We start from the raw sequence: 6,512 nt of genomic DNA, 5'->3' as shown, positions 1-6,512 counted from the left end.
GACTGGGGACTGGGGACTGGGGACTGGGGACTGGGGACGCGGGGACGCGGAGAAAATTTCTCCCTCATCTTCCCTACTCCCTACTCCCTACTCCCTACTCCCTACTCCCCACTCCCATACCTGACGCCCAATTAGAATAAAGATAAGTATCTAGCTGAATATATTCACTAAATTTACTCTATGTCAGTTTTAGCAGCGATCGCAGTCTTGGCTGTTTTGATCTTGGTACACGAGTTGGGACACTTTGTTGCAGCACGTTCTCAAGGCATTCTCGTTAACCGTTTTTCTTTGGGGTTTGGCCCTGTTCTTTGGAAGTATCAAGGATCACAAACCGAGTATGCTGTCCGCGCCTTCCCTTTGGGTGGTTTTGTTGGTTTCCCCGATGACGAACCAGATAGCAATGTTCCCCCTAATGACCCTAATTTGTTGCGTAACCGCCCAATTTTAGACCGGGCGATCGTCATCAGTGCGGGAGTGATAGCAAATTTAATCTTTGCTTACTTATTACTGGTGGCGCAGGTTAGCTTTGTGGGCATAGGGCAAGCTAGTCAAAATGGGGTATTAATTCAACAGTTGGCACCAGAGGTTAGTTCCGTAGCAGCCAAAGCCGGAATTAAACAAGGAGATGTCATCCTCGCAGCTGATCAAAAGCAATTTGGCAAATCACTGCAAGAAATAGATGCTTTAAGGGAAATCATTAAAAGTAACCCAGGTAAATCTATTCAATTAGAAATTGCCCGTGGCGACCAAAAGCTATCTGTAAATGTGATTCCAGAAGCGAAACCCGGCGGCGGTAGTGTTGGTGTTGGGCTGGCTCCCAACGGTAAAATTGTGCGTAATCGGGTGACAAATCCGATAGCCGCTTTGAATTTGGGTGCCCTAGAATTTCAGCGCGTTGTCACAATGACTTTTAAAGGTTTTGGACAACTGATTACTAACTTTGGGGAAACGGCTTCTCAAGTAGCCGGGCCAATTAAAATTGTAGAAATTGGTGCAAATATAGCCCAAAATGACACAGGCAGCTTATTGTTCTTTGCGGCTTTAATCAGTATTAACTTAGCAATCATCAATATTTTGCCTTTACCAGCTTTGGATGGAGGACAACTGGCTTTTCTGGTAATTGAAGGTTTGCGCGGTAAACCCTTACCTGATCGCATTCAAGAAAGCGTTATGCAAACTGGTTTGGTGATTCTCTTAGGGTTAGGAATCTTTTTAATTGTTAAAGAAACTACCCAATTAACTACCCAGTTGGAGTGGGTGCAAAAATTATTCCAGTGAGTGCTACTCGTAAGTCTTTATCTAACAAGCAACGAGCTGTAGAAATTTTGGCTCGTCTCAAGCGTCTTTATCCAGATGCAACCTGCTCTCTCAACTACTCAACACCAGTACAATTGCTGGTAGCTACAATTCTCTCCGCTCAATGTACTGATGAGCGAGTGAATCTAGTGACACCAGCTTTGTTTGGTAAATTTCCGGATGCTGCTAGTTTAGCGATCGCCGATTTATCAGAGTTAGAAAACTTGGTGCGTTCAACAGGATTTTACCGCAATAAAGCCAAGAATATTCAAGCCGCCTGTAGGATGATTGTCACCGAGTTTAACTCTGTAGTGCCTAATCAAATGGAGCAGCTCTTAAAGCTCCCAGGTGTGGCCCGAAAAACTGCAAATGTAGTCCTCGCTCATGCCTATGGAATTAATGCTGGTGTGACGGTTGATACTCATGTCAAACGCCTGAGTGAACGCTTGGGTTTAACCAAGCACACAGACCCTATCCGTATTGAACAGGATTTAATAGCCCTATTGCCACAACCAGATTGGGAGAATTGGTCAATTCGGCTAATTTATCACGGTAGAGCTATTTGTAAAGCACGTTCACCTGCTTGTGTGGCTTGTGAGTTAGCTGATTTATGTCCTGCGGCTTCTGTGTAAGGAAATGAGGCAGTTTGAAAAGCGATTTCTAATCGCGCGCCGTTGCTACCCTGTGGGAAGCCGCCCTCCGGGCGTCTACAAGTCGGCAAAGCCGCCAACACTTGCTTCAAGGCGGGGAACCCGCGCAACGCAGTGTTTCCCCAACGCACTGGCTTGTCTACACAGACAAAACCCACCTCCGTGGGTTCAAGACCTTAGACCTCTTGCAAAAGTCGGATACTCGCCAGAAAATTTATTTTCTGGCTGATAACTCAAGTCGGTTTCAACCGACTAATAACAGTATTTTTAGTCCGTTTCAACGGACTTTTGCTATTAGGCAGAGACTTGAGTCTCTGACGGTTCAAGTATTTTTGCAAGAAGTCTCTTGATTTTCCGTGTTTTCCGCGCAGGCGGACTTTGCCTGTGTAGTAGCGAATTATTCGCCCAAAACTTTTCTCTGAGCGAAGCTATGCCATAAGCTTTACGCTCTTAAGATCGCATCAATTCACTAGATAATACTAGATAATACCAATTTGAAAAAAGAATGCGACAAATATAAACCTTGAAACCCATGCTATATCTGGATTTCTTCATGCGCGAATTTTGAATTGATATTAACTAATATATTGACTTTTGCTCTTAAAAGATATAAATATTTTTACAGAGTAATTGAAACTAATTTGCAAAAAAGCTAATACGTGTAGATACTAATGGAGAGTTACAAATGAGTGTGAGAAGAAAGGGCTTGTTGGGTGCTGGCGCGGCATTTGTAGCGCTTACGGGTCTACTGGTTGGTACGGGTAGCGGAATGCAAGCATTTGGCAATGCTACTATTAATCAACAGACATCACGCTTACTTGCTCAAAAACAAGATTTAGTAATTGTCTTTCCTAGCAGAGCTGATTCTACGGACTTGCAAAGTAAAGCAGATGCTGTAGCCAAATTTTTATCCCAAGAGTTGGGAAGACCTGTTAAAGCGCAGGTAGGCGATGATACGGCCGCTGTGGAAGCATTGAGAGCTAATCGGGCTGATATAGCTTTTTTGAGTAGTCGCCCAGCTTTAAAAGCAGAGCAATTGGCTAATGCTCGTTTGTACTTAGCTGAGGTACGCTCTAATTATTCGGGTAGATATACTTACAGTTCGACATTTATTGTTCCTAAAAATAGCCCTCTCAAAACCCAAAACTCAGCCAAAGCCACCCTAGAACAATTACGGGGAAAAAGAATGGCTTTTACATCCCCAACTTCTGGTTCGGGCTTTATTATCCCCTTGGCTGAATTAGTTAAGCAAGGATTTGTAGAAAGTCGCGATCGCGTGGATCGTTTTTTTGGTCAAGTCAGCTATGGTGGTAACTACAGCAAAGCCTTACAAGCTGTTATCCGTAATCAAGCAGATGTGGCTGTGGTGTCTGAATATGCACTCAACCCACCGTATATTACCCCGGAAGAAAAGAATCAGCTACGGGTTTTATATAAAATTTCCGGCGTTCCAGCCCACGGAATTGCTATTGATGACGACGTTCCAGCAGATCAAAGGGAAAAAATTATCAATGCTCTACTCAAGTTAAATCAGTCACAGAATAACCAACTGTTACGTAACTTGTACAACTCTACAGAATTGGTGAAAATTGATCATAATAGTCACCTAGCACCGATTCGTAATGCCCTCAAACTAGCTGGAATTGAACCATAATTTCAGTCAACAGTTAATAGTTTTCAGTTTGTTAACTGACAACTGTTAACTGACAACTGTTAACTGATTACCATGAATGATTGTGTCATTGAGTGTTGCAACCTAGAGACAGCTTATGCTGCACCTTTAAATCGTCCTATCCTCAACGGAATTAATTGCCAGATTCAGCAAGGCGAGTTCGTGGTTTTGTTGGGACTCAATGGTGCAGGTAAATCGACATTGCTGCGATCGCTTGTTGGGTTAGTACCACCTGTAAATGGAGAAGTGCGGATCAACGGCGTAGCAGTTACTCCTCAAACACTGCCACAAATTCGTCGTGACATTGGGATGTTATTTCAGGGCGGTGGACTGATTCGTCAGTTATCAGCCATTGAAAATGTTTTGTGTGGACGCCTGGGTACTAGAACAACTTGGCAAACTCTGTGTGGATTCCCGCAACGCGATCACAGCTTAGCAATCGAGTTGTTAACACAGTTCGGCTTAAAAGAACTAGCCGAACAAAAAATTAGCCAACTCAGCGGTGGACAACAACAACGAGTAGCGATCGCTCGTGCCTTAATTCAATCACCACAAATTCTCTTAGCTGATGAACCAATCACAGGGTTAGATATTATAGCATCTCAACAGGTGATGCAGACTTTATCACAATTGCACACTCAGCAAGGCATGACTATTGTCACTGTGTTGCATGATTTAGCAATAGCAGCAAAATATGCCCAGCGAGCGATCGTCTTAGATGCTGGACGTGTTGTTTATGACGGAGTTTGTGATCATCTCCAAGCTCAATTTTCTACAGTATTGAAATAGACGGGGAGTAGGGAGTGGGGAGTAGGGAGTAGGAAAGAAATACTTTTGTTACCTCGTTGTGAACCAAGCTGTCGCGCTTATAAATTGCACTATTGATGTTGTAAGTAAAAATTCTTGCAAGAAATCTAATGAGTTACTTAACCAATTCAAAATTCCTCCGCCGCTATCCTTGGTTGACTCCCTTATTTATCCTACTAATTATTGTTTTAATTTATGGTTGGGCTTTGCAAGGTTTAAAAGTTGATTTTGAACTGTTTCGGACTAGCTTGCCCTATATTACCGATTTTATTTCTAGATTATTTCCTCCAGATTGGAAAGTATTAGATATTGCCATCAAGGCATTAGTTGAAACTATACAAATGTCTTTGTGGGGAACGACTATCGGAGCTATCATTTCTCTACCAATTGCTGTTGCTAGCGCTAATAATGTGGCTCCTCGTTGGCTACAATGGCTAGCAAATTTACTACAAAATGCTGTACGTTCCGTCCCTTCAATCATTCTTGGACTAATTTTTGTCGCTGCCACCGGATTAGGCGCACCCGCAGGGACATTGGCTTTGGGAATTTATACCATCGGCTACTTGGCTAAGTTTTACCAACAAGCAATTGAAGCGGTTGATGCTCGTTCTTTAGAGTCTTTGCAAGTTTTAGGAGCATCAAGAATACAAATTGCTCAGTACGGTATTTTACCTCAAGTGCTACCACTGGGGTTAGGTTATACCTTGTGGATGTTTGAGTACAATATTCGTGCTGCTTCTGTGTTGGGTGTAGTCGGTGCAGGCGGTATTGGCTTTCAATTGAAAAGCTATATTGATGGTTTTGAATATACCAAGGCAACAACTATGATGCTAGTGCTGTTGGTAGTTGTTACGGTAATTGATGCCTTTAGTAGCCAATTGCGTCATCGGCTCGATTCGATGTAGAAATGCTCAACCGTTCGCTTAAATAATTTGTAATTCGTAATTCGTAATTCGTAATTCGTAATTAAACAAGCTGAATTAATACAAAAGCTAAAGCGGCACTTCCCAAAGGAACTGTTAAATTGTCAACACCTAGAAATGAAACAGCTTCTAAAGCAGTAGCTGTAAATGCCACCACCAATGATACAGCCCAAGTTTGCCAAATGTTGCCTTGTGTTGCCAATAAAATCGCACTATTGATTAGGTAGCTAACGAGCATCATCGTCAAAGAGCCTTCCCAGCTTTTTTGTCTCCCCAAAATTTTATACTGATGTTTACCAAAGCGTTGACCGATTAAGGCTGCTAATCCATCTCCCCAGGACATTACCAAAATACCCAGTGCTGCGTATTGAGGCTGTTGTAAGTACCAGAACCATGCAACTAAAACCCCAAAACTAACAGAATAAAAAAATGTGCCAAAGCTTTTACGTCCGACACTATTAATACCAGGGAGAATGGGAAACCGATAGGATAATAGGGTAATGACGCTTGCCAAAATCGATGCCGCAATTCCCACACCTGCGGGAATTTTTAACCACCAAGCGAGCAAAATTACATTGCCAGTGCCAATATGAACTATCTTACGTACAATTTCTGGATCGCTATTACCGGAACGATTTACCCACCATGCAATCAACAGAATAAATAATACCCAAACTGCGGCGATCGCAACTTGCAGCCATAAAAGCGAAATTGGGTTTAAATCAGAAAATATAATCACCAAAGATATAACAACATGAAAGCGTTTACCCCTGTTACCAATTTATAAGATTTAGGTGCCGTCATGAAACTATTATTGATTTGGCTGATTCGCGGCTACCGAATGTTTATTTCACCCCTGTATCCTCCAACCTGCCGCTTTCAACCAACTTGTTCAGCATATGCCATCGAAGCAATAGAACGATTTGGAGCCTTACGCGGTGGATGGATGGCAATTATGCGTATTTTGCGCTGTCATCCATTGCATCCAGGTGGTTATGATCCAGTTCCTGTCAGAAAAGGTGGAGGGGACGAGGGGGGATGAGGAGATGAGGGAGATGAGGGGGATGAGGGAGATAAGGGGGATGAGGGGGATGAGGGAGAAAGAAAATTACCCAGTCCCCAGTCCCCAGTCCCCAGTCCCCAGTCCCCAGTCCCCAGTCCCCA

Annotated in this window: 8 protein-coding genes; 7 read left to right on the top strand and 1 reads right to left on the bottom strand. The window is 43.1% G+C overall.

Annotated elements, in window-relative coordinates; genetic code table 11:
• The first annotated feature begins 180 nt into the window (after window positions 1-180).
• From rseP to phnE, 6 genes are all read left to right on the top strand, one after another.
• Window positions 181-1,278: an RIP metalloprotease RseP gene (rseP, locus tag AC5JMF_RS28115; RefSeq protein WP_495799002.1), complete on the top strand. Its 1,098-nt coding sequence runs from the start codon at window positions 181-183 to the stop codon at window positions 1,276-1,278.
• A complete protein-coding gene (gene nth, locus AC5JMF_RS28110; protein ID WP_495799001.1) occupies window positions 1,254-1,928 on the top strand; it encodes an endonuclease III in 675 nt (224 codons plus the stop codon). Before rseP ends, nth begins: the two co-directional genes overlap by 25 nt.
• Window positions 1,929-2,131: 203 nt before the next feature.
• On the top strand, window positions 2,132-2,296 hold the full coding sequence (locus AC5JMF_RS28105; RefSeq protein WP_495799000.1) for a hypothetical protein: 165 nt from the start codon (window positions 2,132-2,134) through the stop codon (window positions 2,294-2,296).
• Window positions 2,297-2,631: 335 nt separating this feature from the next.
• Window positions 2,632-3,600, top strand: a complete 969-nt coding sequence (locus tag AC5JMF_RS28100) for a phosphate/phosphite/phosphonate ABC transporter substrate-binding protein (RefSeq protein ID WP_495798999.1) — start codon at window positions 2,632-2,634, stop codon at window positions 3,598-3,600.
• Window positions 3,601-3,672: 72 nt separating this feature from the next.
• Window positions 3,673-4,407, top strand: a complete 735-nt coding sequence (locus AC5JMF_RS28095; protein ID WP_495798998.1) for a phosphonate ABC transporter ATP-binding protein — start codon at window positions 3,673-3,675, stop codon at window positions 4,405-4,407.
• 128 nt (window positions 4,408-4,535) lie between these two features.
• Entirely contained in the window at window positions 4,536-5,330 is a 795-nt protein-coding gene (gene phnE / locus AC5JMF_RS28090) for a phosphonate ABC transporter, permease protein PhnE (protein ID WP_495798997.1), read from the top strand.
• Window positions 5,331-5,391: 61 nt separating this feature from the next.
• Here phnE and AC5JMF_RS28085 read toward each other — a convergent pair whose 3' ends face one another.
• Entirely contained in the window at window positions 5,392-6,096 is a 705-nt protein-coding gene (locus AC5JMF_RS28085; RefSeq protein WP_495799003.1) for a diacylglycerol/polyprenol kinase family protein, read from the bottom strand.
• A 54-nt stretch (window positions 6,097-6,150) separates the two neighbouring features.
• On the opposite strand from AC5JMF_RS28085, the gene yidD reads away from it, so the two are divergent.
• The gene (gene yidD / locus AC5JMF_RS28080; RefSeq protein ID WP_495798996.1) at window positions 6,151-6,390 is read left to right on the top strand and encodes a membrane protein insertion efficiency factor YidD; all 240 of its coding nucleotides are present in this window, start codon (window positions 6,151-6,153) and stop codon (window positions 6,388-6,390) included.
• Window positions 6,391-6,512: the final 122 nt, after the last annotated feature.

It is taken from the genome of Desmonostoc vinosum (assembly GCF_059505385.1).
This window is presented reverse-complemented; position numbering and strand designations above follow the sequence as displayed.